15 protein-coding genes are annotated in these 16200 nt (G+C 40.0%); 3 read left to right on the top strand and 12 right to left on the bottom strand.

The window, feature by feature from the left end; all coding sequences use genetic code 11:
- Both FMM05_RS09075 and FMM05_RS09070 read right to left on the bottom strand, forming a co-directional pair.
- Window positions 1-912, bottom strand: a complete 912-nt coding sequence (locus tag FMM05_RS09075; RefSeq protein ID WP_143373057.1) for a glycoside hydrolase family 25 protein — start codon at window positions 910-912, stop codon at window positions 1-3.
- A gap of 2 nt (window positions 913-914) precedes the next feature.
- Window positions 915-1661, bottom strand: coding sequence for a CDP-alcohol phosphatidyltransferase family protein (locus FMM05_RS09070; RefSeq protein ID WP_143373056.1), 747 nt, complete (start codon window positions 1659-1661; stop codon window positions 915-917).
- A 101-nt stretch (window positions 1662-1762) separates the two neighbouring features.
- Between FMM05_RS09070 and FMM05_RS09065 the strand changes: the two genes are divergently transcribed.
- From FMM05_RS09065 to FMM05_RS09055, 3 genes are all read left to right on the top strand, one after another.
- Window positions 1763-2839: a putative type IX sorting system protein PorV2 gene (locus tag FMM05_RS09065; RefSeq protein WP_235894387.1), complete on the top strand. Its 1077-nt coding sequence runs from the start codon at window positions 1763-1765 to the stop codon at window positions 2837-2839.
- Window positions 2840-2852: 13 nt separating this feature from the next.
- Complete coding sequence (locus FMM05_RS09060; RefSeq protein WP_143373055.1) at window positions 2853-3986, top strand: lipoprotein N-acyltransferase Lnb domain-containing protein; 1134 nt, start codon at window positions 2853-2855, stop codon at window positions 3984-3986.
- A gap of 62 nt (window positions 3987-4048) precedes the next feature.
- Window positions 4049-4786, top strand: coding sequence for a tyrosine-protein phosphatase (locus FMM05_RS09055; RefSeq protein ID WP_185965543.1), 738 nt, complete (start codon window positions 4049-4051; stop codon window positions 4784-4786).
- A gap of 38 nt (window positions 4787-4824) precedes the next feature.
- On the opposite strand, the gene FMM05_RS09050 is transcribed toward FMM05_RS09055, so the two are convergent.
- The 10 genes from FMM05_RS09050 to FMM05_RS09005 all read right to left on the bottom strand — a co-directional run bounded on the left by FMM05_RS09050 (window position 4825) and on the right by FMM05_RS09005 (window position 16189).
- Entirely contained in the window at window positions 4825-7221 is a 2397-nt protein-coding gene (locus tag FMM05_RS09050) for a GumC family protein (protein ID WP_143373054.1), read from the bottom strand.
- Window positions 7222-7224: 3 nt separating this feature from the next.
- On the bottom strand, window positions 7225-7986 hold the full coding sequence (locus tag FMM05_RS09045) for a polysaccharide biosynthesis/export family protein (RefSeq protein WP_143373053.1): 762 nt from the start codon (window positions 7984-7986) through the stop codon (window positions 7225-7227).
- A 110-nt stretch (window positions 7987-8096) separates the two neighbouring features.
- Complete coding sequence (locus FMM05_RS09040) at window positions 8097-9263, bottom strand: UDP-N-acetylglucosamine 4,6-dehydratase family protein (protein WP_143373052.1); 1167 nt, start codon at window positions 9261-9263, stop codon at window positions 8097-8099.
- Between the two features lie 68 nt (window positions 9264-9331).
- Complete coding sequence (locus FMM05_RS09035) at window positions 9332-10477, bottom strand: DegT/DnrJ/EryC1/StrS family aminotransferase (RefSeq protein WP_143373051.1); 1146 nt, start codon at window positions 10475-10477, stop codon at window positions 9332-9334.
- 50 nt (window positions 10478-10527) lie between these two features.
- Window positions 10528-11106 carry a sugar transferase gene (locus tag FMM05_RS09030; RefSeq protein ID WP_143373050.1) on the bottom strand — a complete coding sequence of 193 codons (579 nt, stop codon included), beginning with the start codon at window positions 11104-11106 and terminating at the stop codon, window positions 10528-10530.
- A 14-nt stretch (window positions 11107-11120) separates the two neighbouring features.
- Entirely contained in the window at window positions 11121-12506 is a 1386-nt protein-coding gene (locus FMM05_RS09025; RefSeq protein ID WP_143373049.1) for an undecaprenyl-phosphate glucose phosphotransferase, read from the bottom strand.
- A gap of 211 nt (window positions 12507-12717) precedes the next feature.
- Window positions 12718-13944 (bottom strand): WcaI family glycosyltransferase, encoded by a 1227-nt coding sequence (locus FMM05_RS09020; protein ID WP_143373048.1) that lies wholly within the window; start codon window positions 13942-13944, stop codon window positions 12718-12720.
- Window positions 13941-14384, bottom strand: a complete 444-nt coding sequence (locus FMM05_RS09015) for a VanZ family protein (protein WP_143373047.1) — start codon at window positions 14382-14384, stop codon at window positions 13941-13943. The genes FMM05_RS09020 and FMM05_RS09015 overlap by 4 nt, the downstream gene beginning before the upstream one ends.
- 39 nt (window positions 14385-14423) lie before the next feature.
- On the bottom strand, window positions 14424-15374 hold the full coding sequence (locus FMM05_RS09010; RefSeq protein ID WP_143373046.1) for a UDP-glucuronic acid decarboxylase family protein: 951 nt from the start codon (window positions 15372-15374) through the stop codon (window positions 14424-14426).
- Window positions 15371-16189 carry a glycosyltransferase family 2 protein gene (locus FMM05_RS09005; RefSeq protein WP_143373045.1) on the bottom strand — a complete coding sequence of 273 codons (819 nt, stop codon included), beginning with the start codon at window positions 16187-16189 and terminating at the stop codon, window positions 15371-15373. Before FMM05_RS09005 ends, FMM05_RS09010 begins: the two co-directional genes overlap by 4 nt.
- Window positions 16190-16200: the final 11 nt, after the last annotated feature.

The raw sequence follows: 16200 nt of genomic DNA, 5'->3' as shown, positions 1-16200 counted from the left end.
CTACTTGAGCCTAAGCTCATTAAGGTGGCTTACATTGCCATTATAAATATTTACATCTACAGGGCCTTCTATGCCTTTAATGCTGCCTTTATCGGTAAACTGCCAAAACAGCCACTCTTTGCGTATCTCATCTTCAAAAAAGCTATAGTTGGCAATCCACAGGGTGTAGTCTTCAAATTCTTTCTTTAAGAAATCGGTATAAAAGCTTTCACCGCTATAAATAATCGGCTTAACGCCGTAGTGCTTTTCTACTTTAGTAAGCCAGCGCTTCAGGCCGCTTTTAAGGCTGTCCATGCTTTGCTCACTGGGTATTTTTTCAATGTCTAAAACCGGGGGCAGATCGCCCTTGCCAAGCTTTACCGTTTTAATAAAGTTTTCGGCCTGTTTAAGGGAGTTTTCGTTGGGGCGGTAATAATGGTAGGCACCCCTAATAAAACCATTTTTGCCGGCATGTCGCCAGTTGCGGTTAAATTCAGAGTCAGACCCCACCCCCACCGTAGCGCGTGCAAACACAAAATCTAACGGAAAATCGCCGGTTTTGCGCTCTATGCTGTCCCAGTTTATCTTGCCCTGGTAATGGGAAACATCTATACCAAAAACCTTGTCTTTATGGCGCGATACAATTTCGTACAGGCGCAGGCTGGCAATTTTCTTTTCTTCTTTGGTAAGGGCCTCTATGCGCTTGTTGGTTTTAAAGCCCAGGTAGTACAAAAAGCCATGGCGGTACTGGTAGCCCGCCGCTATAATAAAGGAAATAAACAGCAGCAGGAATGAATACTTAAGTAGCTGACCCGCACTTGTTTTATTAGATTTTTTTGGTTTAGGCCTTTTGCGTACTGCCTTTTTGTGTGTGGTAGTTGCCACGGCCCTCATGGGGTTGGCAGCTGGCTTTCTTGCCGGCGTGCGCTTCATGGTTATGCGGCTTTGGCGGTATATTTACCCATAATAGCCGATAGCCCCACATAAAACAATATAATTAACGGTATGGCCGAATATTGCAGTAAGAACAGCAGTATAACCGATACGATTAAAAAGATAATTTGTGTTTTGTTGGTATCCCAGTTAAAATACTTAATTTTTAAGGAGAACAGGCGTATTTCGCTGTTAAGCATAAAGGCGCTAAGCAGGCTTATGGCTATAAGCACATACGGGTTACTAAGCAATGAGAATACATAACCGGTACCGTCGCTGTGCGCCTGTATAACAGGCAGGCTCATAATAAACAGGGCGTTTGCCGGTGTAGGCAGCCCTATAAAAGAGTCGGTCTGGCGGGTGTCAATATTAAATTTCGCAAGCCTGTAGCAAGAGGCAAGCGTGATTATAAAACCCACGTAAGGCAGCATGCCCAGGTAAAAATTATCGGGGCTAAGGTTGTACTCCTCCTGGTTATCGGCTATGCCTACCAGCATCTGGAACATTATCATGCCCGGCACAACACCACTGGTAACCATATCGGCAAGGGAGTCCAGCTGTAAGCCAAGCTCGCTTTGCACTTTAAAGATGCGTGCAAAAAAGCCATCCCAAAAATCAAAAAATATACCTATACATACCCATAAAAAAGCCATTTGCCAGTTTGTGTCAAAAGCATACACAAGGGCTATAAGGCCGCTTGTAAGGTTAAGCAGGGTTACAAGGTTAGGTACATGTTTCTTAAAAGACATAGCTGGTAATTTTTTATATGCACAAAGTTAACACAATAAGTTAATAGAATTGGAGTTTAGTAATTGAGAATTTTATGTCATATTTGCACAAAATAACAGCATTGAGAAAGTTACTTTTTATTTTATTCCTCTACATTCCATTTCTTGCTCACAGCCAGGCCGTTAGAAAGTACTCCAATGAGTTTATGAGCATTGGGGTAGATGCCGCTGCGCTGGGAATGAGCAATGCCGTTACTGCCCATACTGCCGATGTAAACTCCGGTTACTGGAACCCCGCAGGCCTTATGGCGGTTGAAGATAAGCAGCTTGGCCTTATGCACGCCAGTTATTTTGCCAATATTGCCCAGTATGATTATGCCGCTTTTGCTATGCCGCTGGAAGACAGAAAGAGTGCCCTTGGGGTATCTATCATCCGTTTTGGGGTAGATGACATCTTAAATACCACACAATTAATAGACGACCAGGGTAACATAGATTATAACCGTATCAGCCTTTTCTCGGCTGCCGATTATGGCATGACGGTATCCTACGCCCGTGCCGCACCTTTAGATGGCTTTACCTATGGTGTAAACGCCAAGGTTATACGCCGTGTAATAGGTAAATTTGCCAACTCGTGGGGTTTTGGTTTTGATCTTGGTTTTCAGTACCAAACCAGGAGCGAATGGAAATTCGGCCTTATGCTTCGTGATATCACTACCACATACAATGTTTGGGCTATTGATGAAGATGAGTATGCAACCGTAAGCGGTGCCGTAGATGGCCAAAACCAGGAACTCCCCGAAACAAGTGAGATCACACTGCCCAAAGCACAGTTGGGTATCTCTAAAAAATTCATCTTTCATTACGATTACAGCCTGCTTGTAGCCGCTAACATGAACATGCAGTTTTTTAAGACCAACGATATTGTTAACCTTGATTTTGTAAGCATCGACCCGGCCGTAGGTTTTGAATTTGGTTATTTAGACCTTGTTTTCCTTCGCGGTGGCGTGGGTAACTTTCAAAATGAAAAACAAATTGACAACTCTACCAGCCTGAGCTTTCAGCCCAATATTGGCCTGGGCTTTAAATACAAAGGCATATCGGTAGATTATGCCCTTACCGATATTGGCGACCAGAGTGTAGCTTTATACTCTAATATTTTTTCTCTTAAAGTAGATTTAGGTATCTTTAGGCGATAAAACCTCACCACCAATGCGCACATTAAAAGTTGCTCTGCTTTTACTTGTAACCTTATTTATTACCACTACAGCTTCGGCACAAATTCCACTGTCGCCACAGGCAAATATAACCCTGATAACCTGCGGGCCCGGCAACGAGCTGTACTCGGTTTTTGGGCACACCGCCGTTAGGGTTCACGATCCTGCCGCAAACCTGGATGTGGTGTATAACTTTGGTACGTTTGATTTTAGCACCCCTAACTTTTACCTCAAATTTGTAAAAGGCGATTTACAGTATTTTGTTTCTGCCAGCTCTTATGAAGACTTTGTATACACTTACCAATACTACAACCGCGATGTGCTGGAGCAGCAGCTTAACCTCTCCCCCACACAAAAGCAGCAGATATACAACGAGCTTACCACCACGTTAAATTCTGATAAGCGTTTTTATACCTATAAGTTTTTCGACCGCAACTGCACCACTATGGTAGGCGATATTTTTACCAGATACATACCGGGAGGGATATCAATGAAAAATGATGATGCCGGCAAAACCAACCGTGAAATAATATACGAAAGGCTAAACAGCAGCTTTTACGAAAACCTGGGCATCAGCCTTATCTTTGGCCACAAGACCGATATGGAGCAGTATAAGCTCTTCCTGCCCAACCAGCTTTTACAGGGCGTAGCCAATACCAAAACAACAACAGGGCCGCTTGCACAGCCTACCGTAACAGCTTACAAAGCCATTGGCAGTGAGAGCATATCGGTATGGAATAACTTTTATACCTGGATAATCATCTGCCTTGCATTAATGTATTTTTCCAGGAACATAGTAGTGCAAAGGTCGTTAATAGCTGTTTTCGGGCTGCTGGGCGTGTTTTTTACCTTTGTTGGGCTGTACTCCTACCATCAAGAAATCGCGTTAAACTACAACGCCCTGCTCATCAATCCGCTTTTCCTGCTGCTTATATTTTTTATCTTCCTGGGCAGGTATACGGCAGTTAAGACAACGATTTATGTGTGCTTTGCCTGCATGGCGCTATACTTAGTGATCGTTATAACCAAGCCTTACTTTTTAATTGTACTGCCACTTATAGCCTTAGTTGCCATTCTTTTAATGAGGGCGTTAAACGCAAATACCAAAAAAAGGCTGCATAACGCATAATAGTATCTAAAGGTTGGTTAATAATGATTATTTTTGTTAGATAACCCCTAAATCATACTACCGTGTTTTTCTTTAATAAGCCAAAACCCCGCTTAGCCGACCTGATACCTGACGGGTATGTAGATATACACTCGCATCTGCTGCCGGGTATAGACGATGGCTCTAAAGACGAGAGCAATACCATTGCGCTTATACAAAGCCTTAAAGGCTATGGTTTTGGTCAGTTTATAACCACGCCCCACGTACTTACAGGAGTATGGAATAATACCCGCCAGGGCATTACTACTAAAGAAACCACCACCAAACTGTATTTAGAGCAGCATGGCCACACCATGCCTTTTAAAGCTGCCGCAGAATACCTTATGGACGAAGTGTTTTTAAACCTCTTAAAAACAGAGCCGCTGCTTACACTAAAAGATAATTATGTTTTGGTAGAGATGTCCTACCTAAATCCACCTATACAGTTATACGATATTGTATACCAGTTGCAGCTTGAAGGGTACAAACCTGTACTTGCCCACCCGGAGCGTTATTTATTTTACCATTTTAAACCGGAAGAATACACCAAGCTAAAAAAAGTGGGATGCCTTTTTCAGCTTAACCTTTTATCGGTTACAGGATATTATGGCAAGCCGGTTGCAGATATTGCCAAAAAACTGCTGGAAGAGAGCATGATAGACTTTACCGGATCTGACACCCACCACGACAGGCACGTACAGGCCTATAAAAACCCGGTGCTCTTAAAAAACACCGCGCCTTTAATAACCGCATTAAATAAAAACACCTTCTTTAGCATGTAAAGAAGGTGTTTTTTTATTTCAATTGGGGTTTCCCCTTTCTATTTTCTCTTCCCGAAAATCTTGTCTTTCCAAGTCTTTGGTTTTTGTATATCCGGTCCGTAGCCATATCCGTAACCATATCCGTAGCCGTAGCCATACCCGTAACCATAGCCTTTTTCGCTGCCGGTATCATTAAGCAACATTGCCATTCCCGGCAGTTTGCCCTCCCTATATAGCGTTTCAGGTAATGCAAGCATACGTTTATCAAGGTGGTTGGCGCGGGTTACATACACAAAGGTATCGGCAAAATGAGCCAGTATCATTGTATCGGTAACAAGGCTTACCGGCGCTGTATCTACAACAAGGTAATCATATTCGTCTTTAAGCTTTTCAAACAGTTCGGCTACTTTGTTGCTCATAAGCAACTCGGCAGGGTTAGGCGGAATGATACCCGGGGGCAATACATAAAAGTTCTCAAAACCATCCTGTTTAAAGATATACTTATCAATATCTGTTTCTTTAGAAGAAAGGTAGTTGGTTAAACCTTTAGATGGTACATTAATATACTCATCCAGCTTAGGGTTCCTGATGTCCATCGCTATCAATAAAACTTTTTTACCGGTAAGCGCCAGTGTAGCCGCTAAGTTAACCGATATAAATGTTTTACCCTCTTTAGGAATGGTAGACGTAACAAATATGGTTTTGGCCCTTCCATCAGGTATATTGGCAAGCATAAACTCAAGGTTAGTACGTATGATACGTAAACTCTCTGCTGTAGCCGAACGGCTGTGCTGGCTTATAAGCTCGCTGTTAAACTCTGATTTAGGTACATCACCAAGGTATGGAACAGAAAGGTCTTCCAGGTCTTTAACGCTGTGTATTTTATTATCTAATAACTGTTTAGCATATAAAAGGCTAAATGGTACAAATAAGCCAAATATAAATGCACCAAGGTAAATAACATTCTTTTTAGGCGATATAGGCGATGGGTTAGCATATGCCTCATCTATAATTTTAGAGTTTGGCGCCGTTACATTCATGCTAATAGCATTCTCTTCCCTCTTTTGTAACAAATACAGGTAAAGGGCTTCTATTACAGTTTGCTGCCTGCTGCGCGTCCTGTACTCACGCTCCTGAGTAGGGTATTTTTTAATTTTACCTCCAAGTATACTTTCCTGGCGCTCAAGGTCTTTTTGCGAAACTTGTAAAGAGCGCTTAAGGTTAATAAGGCTCTCAGTAATATTTCTCTTTATAGCCTCAATTTGCTGGTTGTTAAAGATAACCGTAGGGTTAGCCTCCGTACCGCTATTTTTATAGCGCTGCCTTGCCAGTACAAGCCTGTTATATTCTGACACCAAGGGTGCAGCATCGCCGCTTGGTACTATATTATCCGGAATAACATCGTCAATAGTACTCTTTTTTAAGAAATCAAGCATTACCTCTACCACCGTTATTTGTGTTTGGTTAGTAAGGGCACTGTTCTCATAGCTTGAGTTACTCTCCAAAAACACACCGGCATCAGCAACAAGGTCGGTTATCCTGTTTTCTTTTTTAAAGCCTTCGATACCCATTTCAACCATATCAAGGTCGCGGGTAATAGAGTCCAGCCTTTGGTTAATAAAAGTATCCGTTTTTCTTGCTACTTCGTTTTTATCATCAATAGCTTCCTGGTTGTAATTATCAATAATTGCATTAATGTAATCAATACCCCTTTCTTTAATAGGGTCTACTATAGAAAGCGTTAAAATACTGGTTTCCTCATTACCTTTAGAAACATTTAGCCTGCCACGGTATGCAGAGGCTACACTTTCTAAACCGCCAATACTGATTATGAAAGTAGATTTACTGGCTTCTTTTTTATTGTAAGTATTGGTAATTACCATGGTAGCCCTGTCCATTTTTATGGCCTGGCCAAATGAGTATTCACCAATTTTAACCTCTTTAGCATTAAGAAGGTCAAATTTTGTAGGGCTTTTAACCTGTATTATAAAAGTACCTAAGCCCCTTGTAAGAAAATCATCGGTAGTATTAAAAAAACTTGCCTTTATGGGCATATTTTTATACATCTCTTTTTTTGCAAAACGCCCTTCCTGAAAATAAGTAACGTTAAGTTCCAGCTCTTTAACCGTTTTTTTAGCAAGCGAGCGCGTGCGCAAAAGCTCTAACTCATTACTGGTATTACTTTTTACACCTTTAATAACGCCTAATTCGCTAAAAGCGGAAAGCTCTGATGCAAGGCCTCCTTTTTTATCGTCTTTAATTAATATGGTAGCCGATATGTTATACATAGGCGACACATACCTTAAATAAACCGACGCAGCTATTACACAAACAATGGCGCTAAGTGCAAACCATTTCCAGTGGATAATGTACTGCCCAAGAATTTGTTTAATATCTACCTGGTTATTATTAAAGCTTGAAATATCTACGTTTTTATCTTTTGAAATTTCGCTCATATATTATCGTGTTGCAATGGTAATTACACTTAAGATTACACCTATTACAGAAACAGCTATAGTAACTTCTCTTCCTAAAGCAGATGAATTTCTCTTAACCTTGTTAGGTTCTACTACTACCAGGTCGTTTTGTGCAAGGTAATAATATTCAGAATTCATAAAATCAGCTTTTGTAAAATCCACATAGTTATACGTCTTTTTACCATCTACCTCCCTAATAACCATAATATTGGTACGGATACCGTATATAGAAAGATCCCCCGCCTGGGCTATAGCCTCCGGTAAGGTAATCCTTTCGCCCGTTACAGGAATACTGCCCGGTTTGCCCACATCGCCAATAACGGTAACTTTAAAATTAATTATCTTAAAGCTTACAATTGGGTTAATTATATATTTACTTATTTCCTCATTAAGTTTTTGAAGTGCCTGTTCATGGGTAAGGCCTGATAATTTTATTTTACCCACTAAAGGCATAATTATCTCGCCTTTATTATCTAAAAGGTATGTACGCCCTTCTGTTGTGCTGGCAGTACCGCCACCTTCAATAGGTGTAAGGGTTGTCATATTAAAAGGGGCTGCAAGTTCCTGGTTGGGTGCAGGTGCGTTTACAATGATCTGAAGCTCGTCATCAGGCTGTAAAGTGGTCTCGTAAAGCCTGTCTGAAGACACCTCTGCGATGTTTTGAAAATAAGCCATTTTTTTCCTTGATGCGCATGAACTGAATACTAAAACGATTACAAGTAGTAATCCAATCTTTTTTATCATTTGTTGCTTGCTATTTGTTTTACTGGGTGGTAATAACATCTTTTTATGCCCTTGCGCAAAGATACTATTTTTGTCGACATTTAAAAGATGTTAACATTTTATAATGATTATCAAAGGGTATTGTTTTGCGTATCATCAAAAATTTGATACTGTGAGTTTTTACTTCTAAAATCGGGTATCATTTTTTTCATTTCGGCTACGGTTTCATAAAACTTATAATCTTTGGCAAATTTTACCATACGTTCTATACTTTCAAAAACAAAAGAAAAATCCATGGGCTCTTCCTGAGATATCATAACATATTCATTATGAGTAGCCAACACTACAGCCTTATCATTTATAAGCTCTTCGTTTAGCTTTTCGCCGGGCCTTAGCCCCGTTATTTTAATGGCAATATCCTTGTTGGGTTCCAGGCCTGCAAGGCGTATCATTTTATGCGCCAAATCTAATATCTTAATTTGTTTACCCATATAAAAAACAAATATCTCGGCATCCTGCCCCATGGCCCCGGCTTCCAGAACGAGCTGGCATGCCTCCTGAATGGTCATAAAATACCGCGAAATCTCGGCATCTGTAAGCGTTACCGGCCCACCTGCCTGTATTTGCCTGGTAAAAACCGGCACTACCGACCCATTAGAACCCAACACGTTGCCAAAACGAGTGGTTATATACCTGTTTAAGGATTTACCCTCCTGCTTTAATTTGTTATGCAACGCCTGAACGTATTTTTCGGCAATAAGCTTACTGGCGCCCATAACACTGCCGGGATTAACCGCTTTATCTGTAGAGATCATTACAAAGGTAGCCACATTGTAGGCCGCAACTAAATCAGCCACATTTTTAGTACCCAACACATTAGCCAGCACAGCCTGTACGGGGTTATCTTCCAGCATTGGCACATGCTTATAGGCTGCTGCGTGGTATACAACATCCGGACTATATTTTTTAAAAACTTCGTTTAAGGCGTCCTTTCGGGTAATATCACACAAAACCGATGCAATCGCAGTATGCAGGGCAATTTCTTCAATTTCAAGCGAAAGAAGGTACAGTGGAGTTTCCGCCTGATCGAGCAATATAATACTGCGCGGCGAAAATTTAAGCACCTGCCTAACCAGTTCGCTGCCTATAGAACCGGCCGCGCCTGTAATTAAAACAATCTTATCTTTTAACTGCGTAGATATTGCCTTATCATCAAGCACAATAGGCTTACGTTCAAGTAAATCTTCTAAATTATAATTTACCTGTGCCCTATTAACTATTTTGCTGTTTTCTTTCATTTATAACAATTGCCACTCGTAGCAGTATGCCTTGTATAGGATGCTAATTACACCCTAAATATAAACATTTATAAATTATTGAATATTCTTTTTAAGGCTATGCTTATCCTTTCAAACTCAATCTTACCCATATTAGAACCCGATGGCAGGCATAAACCATTGTTAAACAACTGTTCGCTAATATTAGCACCATAGTACGGGGCATCTTTAAACACCGGCTGCAGGTGCATGGGTTTCCACAATGGCCTTGCTTCAATGTTGTCATTAAGCAGCTCCAGCCGAACCTTATTGGGAGTTATTCCACCTGTATTATCTGCATCAATTAAAATGGTTGTTAGCCAAAAATTAGAGAAATACCGTTCGTCATATTCTGTAAACACAGTAACCCCTTCTATCTCTTTAAAAAAATCCCTGTAAAAATTATTAATACCTCTGCGCAGGTTAACGTTCCTGTTAAGCACCTCCATCTGTCCGCGGCCTATGCCTGCACTAATATTGCTTAGGCGATAATTGTAACCTATTTCAGTATGCTGGTAATAGGGCTTATCGTCACGTGCCTGTGTGGCTAAATAAACCGCCCTTTCTTTTACTGCCTTATTATTGGTTACAAGTGCCCCGCCGCCGGATGTTGTTATGATCTTATTGCCGTTAAACGACAAAATACCAATAGTGCCAAACGTGCCACATTTTTTACCGTTGTAAGTACTGCCAAGAGCCTCGGCAGCATCTTCTAAAATGGGGATATCATATTTTTTTGCAACTGCATTAACTTCATCAACTTTATAAGGCATGCCGTATAAATGTACAGCAATTATTGCCTTTGGCTTTTTGCCTTTAGCCAGCCTTTCTATTATAGCCTCCTCTAAAAAGTTAGGGCAAATATTCCAGGTATCAGGTTCGCTGTCTACAAATACCGGAGTTGCCCCCAGATATGCAATAGGATTTGCTGATGCAGAAAACGTCATGCTTTGGCAGATAACTTCATCGCCTGCTCCTACCCCTAACATTATTAACCCCAAATGTATCGCCGCAGTGCCGGAGCTTAATGCCGCAACGTGCTGCCCATCGCCCAAATAGTGCTCTAAATTTTCTTCAAAACCGGTAACGTTAGGCCCTAACGGAGCGATCCAGTTGCCGGCAAAAGCATCATCTATATACTTTTTTTCGTTACCACCCATGTGGGGCGAAGAGAGCCATATTTTAGATTGAGCCATTTAGTGCAGGGTTTTACAACAAATTTAATTAATTACGTTTTGCTGTACCGTTAGTTAAAATAATCTTCCTCCAGTTTTTTACCTAAAACAGTATAAAACATTATTTTAATATCTAAAAATAACGACTGGTGCACCAGGTAATTCTTGTTGATCCTTACCTTATCAGGAAAAATAACCGTGTCGTTATAAATTTCAGGATTAGTCACGGCTGCTAAAATCGCTTCTTCGTTAGCGTATTTAATGCTTGCGGGCCCGGTAATGCCCGGCCTCAAAGTTAAAACATCCCTATCGGTACCCGTTAGCTGATCGTAGTAACCCGGCAAATCGGGCCGTGGGCCTACAAAACTCATAGTACCAAATAAAACATTAAACAGTTGCGGTAATTCATCCAGCTTATATTTTCGTAAAAAGCGCCCAAAAGATGTAACCTGCTTGCCGTTTGCTGTATCCTTCATAGACCGTACTTTAAATATACTAAAAGGCCTGCCGTACCTGCCTATACGCTTTTGTATAAACAAACCGTTTTGCCCTGTGCTTATAGATGCCACAATAAATAACACAACAATAAGCCAGCCTAAAAATATAAGGGCTGTAAAAGATACTGTTATATCAAAAAGCCTCTTTATCATAAACGGCCGGTAAATTAGTAGGCTTTATCTTCTCCTTTAAAAATATTCCAGACCGTAAGGTAAATAATTTTTATATCAAGGAAAAAACTCCAGTTTTCAAGGTACCAAATATCATAAGACACCCTGCTTTTAATATCGTAGTGCGACTCTATCTCGCCCCTGTAACCGTTTACCTGTGCCCAGCCTGTAATGCCCGGCTTTATAAGTTGTCTTACCAGGTAATTATTGATTATTTCCTGGTATTGCTCATTCTGCACGCTCATGTGTGGCCTTGGCCCTACGATAGACATGTTGCCCGATAATACATTCCAAAACTGAGGGAACTCATCAAGGCTGGTTTTACGTAAAAACCGCCCTACCGATGTTATCCTGGAGTCGCCTTTGGTAGCCATTTTCCTGTCGGAATCATGGTTAACATACATACTCCTGAATTTATAGCACCAAAATTCTTTCCTGTCCCTGCCCAGCCTTTTTTGCCTGAATAAAACCGGCCCTTTTGAATTTATCTTAATAACAATGGCTATGATAATAAAAAGCCACGAACATATTAACAGCAGTACTAATGCGCTAAAAACAATATCAAAAGTTCGTTTAATAAACTTGTTATTGGTTTCTTCCAACGGTTCTTTTCGTAAAGAAACCGTAGGTATGTTTCCAAACTGCTTAAACTCGTACCTGTTGTAAAACTGAAAATGAAAATCAGGTATTATCCTAACCCTTATACCGGCCTTATCTACCTCGTGGGTAATTTCTTCAATTTCGCCAATGGTAATACCAGGAGTGGCAATAATAACCTCGTTTACCTTGTTGGATCTTAAAAAATCGCTAAGGCCCGACGCCGTACCCAGGTAAGGGCAAAGTGCGGTTTCTTTAGCTTCATCTTCAAAATAACCCAATATATCATACCCTAAATGAGGGTTATTGATTATAAGCTGATGAAATTGCTGTGCCGAATTACCGTGCCCTATAATAATAACATGCCTTAAATTAAAGCCCTGCTTGCGTAGGAAAAGCACCAGCCTGTTTATAATATATTTCTCGGTACCAAAAAAGAACATAAGTGCCGCAGCATACATTAAAACAAAGGTTACCGGTAGGAACGAACGCGAAAAATAAGACACTACAACTATGGTTATAGATAGTATTATAACGCTTTTAAAGGTCTTATAAATTTCAAGAGAAAAGCCCGGCTTAATCCTGTGGTCATTATAAAGCTTGTTAGATGTGCCACTAAAAAACCACACCCAAAGCAGTATAATTAGCAAAAAGAATTTCGCTTTAAAGTCGGCCAGAAAAGTATCCGGTTGGGTTACGTATATACATAATATATAGGTAAATGCCACAACAGAAAGGTCGGCTATTAATCTTACCAGTGAGATCTTATTAAGATATTGCTGCATTTTTATGAAATAAATTAACTAACTACAATTGCAATTTTTAAACAATTTTAAATGCTATTTACTCATAAACAGTATACTGTATACAGTCATAGAAAGAGCTTTATTGGAATGAATTCGATTTACAAAGATTGCAAATTAGTCTTAAATAAGTACCATATTTAGGATTTATTTATTAAAAAGACTACAAAAATTATTTAATTGCAACTTTTTTTTAGTTAAGACTTAATAAATTATTTTCAAAATCTTTGAGGATATTCTCTTTACTTAACATCATTTCTGCATATTTTCTTGCATTTGTTTTATACACTTCAAGATCGCTGTTAATGGCAAGATCAATACTGTTCTTTAACGCCGTGGCCGATTCCGGTTCTGTAAGAATTCCCATATTATATTCGTGTATAACATGATATAATGATGTGCCGGGCTCTGCGGTTACAATAGAGCATCCACCTGCTGCAAGTATACCGGTAAGCTTACTTGGCATTACAAGATCTGCTGCTGATTTTTTTTGCAATACAAGGTGCGCATCGGCAGTAGCTAATAGTGCCGATAACTTTTCGTAAGGCTGTAGCGGATAGAATTTAACCTGTGTTAAAGCAGCATCTTTTACCATCTGCTCCAGTTTTTCTTTAGCACCGCCCGATCCTACTATTAAAAAGTATACATCGTTACGGTCTTTATAATGCACCGCAGTCTCTATAATGGTTTCCAACCCCTGTTTTTCACCCAAATTACCCGAGTATAAGATTACCTTATCTGTATTGCTGATGCCAAACTCGGCACGCAGCGATTGCTCTTTAGGCAATGGTTTTATATTGTTCTCATCTACCCAGTTAGGAAAAAGTATCTGGTTCTCTGCCTTAATGCCCTTAGATGCAATTTTTTGCTGCATACCAAGGCTAATGGTAGATACTTTGGCGCTCTTTTTAAGAAGGAACCGCTCCAGGGAAAACATTATATTTAAGAAGGTCTTGTTTTTTATCATGCCGAGCTCTTTGGCCGCATCTACCTGCAAATCCTGCACGTGCGATACCATAGGCACACCCCTTAGTTTAGAATAAATAAGCGGGAAAAAGCCCAGGTGAAATGGTGGTGCAATGCAAAAAACTACATCGGCTTTCTTTTTAAATAAAAAAGAGAACCATACCGGCAATAAGCCCAATATAAATGTAAACTCATGAATTATCCTTTTTGCAGAAGAAACCTCTTTAGGCACATACAACGGTATGCGGTGCACCCTGGCTCCATCAATAACTTCGGTATGCCATTTTTTACCTTTATATTTTTCATGAACTTCCCACTCAGGGTAGTACGGCATAGCAGTAACAACATGCACATCGTGCCCCTGTTGTGCCAGCCAGCTGCCCATTTCGCCGGTATATTTGCCTATACCGGTAAGTTCAGGGCTATAGTTAATGCCGTAAATTATTATCTTCATTTTAAAATATATTTCCTGTAAATAAAATTAAATGCAGCAAGGCCAACCAAACCACCTGCAAAATTTAAAATAATATCGTCTATATCAAAAACACCACGGTTTAGTGCAAACTGTATACCCTCCACACTTAAAATGTTAAGCAACAGCACAGCTATAGCTTTTACTATACCCATGCGCTTGTTTACAAGTACATAAAGTGCAAGGAAAAAAGGTACAAAAAGCAGGGTATTGCCAATAATTTCTAAAACTATAAACTCCTGCCTTTTGTAACCAATAGTGTTAAAATTGTTTATATAAAGCCATTTCTGACTAAAAAAGTCAAAGTTGGCCCTTCTTCTATAATTGTCATCTAAATCCCTTTGCCCGGATATGAGTGTTATACAAACAACTATCAAAAAATAAATAGCTGCACCTATTTTCTGAAAATTGTTAAACCGCATAGCATAAATTATTGGGCAATGTAAGGAAGATACCCCAAATTACTTATTTGGGTTCTTTAACAAATCATCAAAATATGCAATGGTCTTAACCAAACCTTCACGCAATTGTACTTTAGGCTCCCAATCCAATTCTTTTTTAGCAAGCGAAATATCCGGCTGCCTTTGCTTAGGATCATCCTGTGGTAACGGCATAAAAGTAAGCTGAGATGATGAGCCTGTAAGCTCTATAACATTCTGAGCAAGCTCCAGCATGGTAAACTCATGCGGATTACCAATATTAACCGGGCCTGTAAAGCCTTTAGGTGTGCTCATTAGCCTTATAAAACCTTCTACAAGATCATCTACATACTGAAATGAACGTGTTTGCTGGCCATCGCCAAAAATGGTAATATTTTCTCCTTTAAGCGCCTGAACGATAAAGTTAGATACCACACGGCCATCTTCCGGATTCATGTTAGGTCCGTAGGTATTAAATATCCTCACGATTTTAACGTCTACATCATTTTGGTTATGATAATCCATAAATAAGGTCTCGGCAGCACGCTTACCTTCATCATAGCAAGAACGTATACCTATTGGGTTTACATTACCCCAGTAGGATTCCCTTTGCGGATGCTCTGCCGGGTCGCCATACACCTCACTGGTACTCGCCTGAAAAACCTTTGCATTAACCCTTTTAGCAAGGCCAAGCATGTTAATAGCACCCATAACCGATGTTTTCATGGTCTTGATAGGGTTGTACTGGTAGTGTACCGGGCTTGCAGGGCATGCCAGGTTATAAATTTCGTCTACCTCAATAAAAAAGGGTTCTGTTACATCATGCCTTATCATTTCAAAATAAGGGTTATCCAGTAAATGAACGATGTTTTTCTTATTCCCTGTAAAATAGTTATCAAGGGAAATTACTTCGTTTCCTTCATTTAAAAGCCTTGTGCATAAATGCGACCCTATAAAACCTGCTCCGCCGGTAACAAGAATTCTCTTTTTCATATCTTTTTGAGTTCGTTAATTTTGGTTTGTATCTGTAAAAAATAGTACGATTTGTATTTAGCAAAAAAGTAGCCCTGCTTGCCGTCTAAAAAGCCAAGCTTTAAAAAATAGGCCCCCACAAAATAAATAAGCGGAAGAAACCCCGACTGCATTAGCGAGTATTTAAATTTTTGCCTTTTTGTAAGGTTGGTAAAACCTTCTTTCTGTAACGCTATAAAGCGTTTAGCCTCCCATGTAGAGTAAGCGTTGTGCTTTGCTATATAATGCTCCAGCCCTTTATAATCGTTGTGTATTATGGGCGATTTTAAAACGCCTACTTTACCCTCAACTATAGGATGCTCGTGCACTTCCATATCCAGGTGGCTCCATGAATCTTCTTTGATAAGCTCATATTCGCCCTTGCCTACCCTAAAAAAGGGCAGCTTTTTAAATGGGTCGCCATGCTTTAGCTGCCTTCCCATAAAATAGTTTATAAAAGTAATCCAGTAACCGTTGTATTCAGGATTCTTAATAGCCTGCTGTATCTCGGCAATAAATTCATCGGTAATATATTCATCGGCATCCAGAAACAAAACCCACTCATTGCGCAACGGCAAATTTCTAAGCACCCAGTTACGCTTTTTAGGAAACTGGCCGTCCCAGGTAAACTGGTGTACTTCGGCACCATGCTCTGTAGCAATTTTTGCCGTATTATCGGTACTGTTAGAATCTATAACCATTACCTGGTCAAAACCCGATACGAGCTTTAAACAGTGAATTATATTCAACTCTTCATTTTTAACCGGAATTACGACCGTAATTGGGATTTTTGCCATATTACTTTATA

Source organism: Flavobacterium zepuense, assembly GCF_007097145.1.
In the GTDB taxonomy this organism is placed as follows: Bacteria; Bacteroidota; Bacteroidia; order Flavobacteriales; family Flavobacteriaceae; genus Flavobacterium; species Flavobacterium zepuense.
Note: the sequence above shows the minus strand (reverse complement) of the source record. Positions and strands in the feature narration are given on the sequence as shown.

Coding starts and splice junctions, on each gene's coding strand:
- FMM05_RS09075 (WP_143373057.1), bottom strand. CDS start 912: ATGAAGCGCACGCCGGCAAGAAAGCCAGCTGCCAACCCCATGAGGGCC.
- FMM05_RS09015 (WP_143373047.1), bottom strand. CDS start 14,384: ATGCGGTTTAACAATTTTCAGAAAATAGGTGCAGCTATTTATTTTTTG.
- FMM05_RS09070 (WP_143373056.1), bottom strand. CDS start 1,661: ATGTCTTTTAAGAAACATGTACCTAACCTTGTAACCCTGCTTAACCTT.
- FMM05_RS09005 (WP_143373045.1), bottom strand. CDS start 16,189: ATGGCAAAAATCCCAATTACGGTCGTAATTCCGGTTAAAAATGAAGAG.
- FMM05_RS09035 (WP_143373051.1), bottom strand. CDS start 10,477: ATGGCTCAATCTAAAATATGGCTCTCTTCGCCCCACATGGGTGGTAAC.
- FMM05_RS09050 (WP_143373054.1), bottom strand. CDS start 7,221: ATGAGCGAAATTTCAAAAGATAAAAACGTAGATATTTCAAGCTTTAAT.
- FMM05_RS09030 (WP_143373050.1), bottom strand. CDS start 11,106: ATGATAAAGAGGCTTTTTGATATAACAGTATCTTTTACAGCCCTTATA.
- FMM05_RS09010 (WP_143373046.1), bottom strand. CDS start 15,374: ATGAAAAAGAGAATTCTTGTTACCGGCGGAGCAGGTTTTATAGGGTCG.
- FMM05_RS09025 (WP_143373049.1), bottom strand. CDS start 12,506: ATGCAGCAATATCTTAATAAGATCTCACTGGTAAGATTAATAGCCGAC.
- FMM05_RS09040 (WP_143373052.1), bottom strand. CDS start 9,263: ATGAAAGAAAACAGCAAAATAGTTAATAGGGCACAGGTAAATTATAAT.
- FMM05_RS09045 (WP_143373053.1), bottom strand. CDS start 7,986: ATGATAAAAAAGATTGGATTACTACTTGTAATCGTTTTAGTATTCAGT.
- FMM05_RS09060 (WP_143373055.1), top strand. CDS start 2,853: ATGCGCACATTAAAAGTTGCTCTGCTTTTACTTGTAACCTTATTTATT.
- FMM05_RS09020 (WP_143373048.1), bottom strand. CDS start 13,944: ATGAAGATAATAATTTACGGCATTAACTATAGCCCTGAACTTACCGGT.